The following is a 712-nucleotide window of genomic DNA, read 5'->3' on the forward strand; positions in this document are numbered from 1 at the left end:
CCGATTCCGCCAACCGAAGAGGACTTGGCGTTACTCGACGAGATGGAGACGTTCCTCGTCAATAGTCAAGACCCAGAGATGAGTGAAAAATACGAGTTACGAGGTGGTGTCGGAATCGCCGCGCCACAACTCGGGGTAAACCGTCGTTTCTTCACAGTCTTGCTACAAGAAGAGGAAGAGACGTTCAAACTCTCAATCTTCAATCCTAAAATCACGAGCCACTCCGTCGAACAGACATTTTTAAACGGTGGGGAAGGCTGTTTGTCGGTCGACCGCGTAATCAAAGGAAATGTACCTCGTTTTCGTCGAATCACATTAGAAGGGTTTGACCGAGACGGACAGCCAATCAAGCTTCGTCTTCGGGGAATGCGCGCGATCGTGTGTCAGCACGAGCTCGACCATTTGGACGGCATCTTGTTCTATGACCGAATCAATATGTCGAATCCGCTAGACACATACGGCGAACCGATTTAACATGTTTAGCTCGAGAAAAAGGGCACTGTTGTTACTATTCCCAATTTTATTTCTTTTAATCGGCGGATGTGTGCGCATTAATTACGATGCGACCGTGCATTACGATCAATCCGTTTCACTCGAAACCACATATGCTTTCCGCGACCACCCGGTGATGAAGTTGCTCAATCTCAGGCTCGACTGGGATACGTGGAAGGAGCAGGCGGAGGAAAACGGGTACGAGACAGAAGATTATTCA

The 712-nt window shown here is 48.7% G+C and carries 1 protein-coding gene and 1 pseudogene; both read left to right on the plus strand.

Annotation, left to right across the window (positions count from 1 at the left end; all coding sequences use genetic code 11):
• Positions 1–3 precede the first annotated feature (3 nt).
• Complete coding sequence (gene def, locus ON063_RS14735) at positions 4–474, plus strand: peptide deformylase (RefSeq protein WP_274665639.1); 471 nt, start codon at positions 4–6, stop codon at positions 472–474.
• A 1-nt stretch (position 475) separates the two neighbouring features.
• Positions 476–712, plus strand: a pseudogene (locus tag ON063_RS14945) (alpha/beta hydrolase); the annotation flags it as partial.

Source organism: Exiguobacterium sp. B2(2022), assembly GCF_028823655.1.
Classification (GTDB): domain Bacteria; phylum Bacillota; class Bacilli; order Exiguobacteriales; family Exiguobacteriaceae; genus Exiguobacterium; species Exiguobacterium aestuarii_A.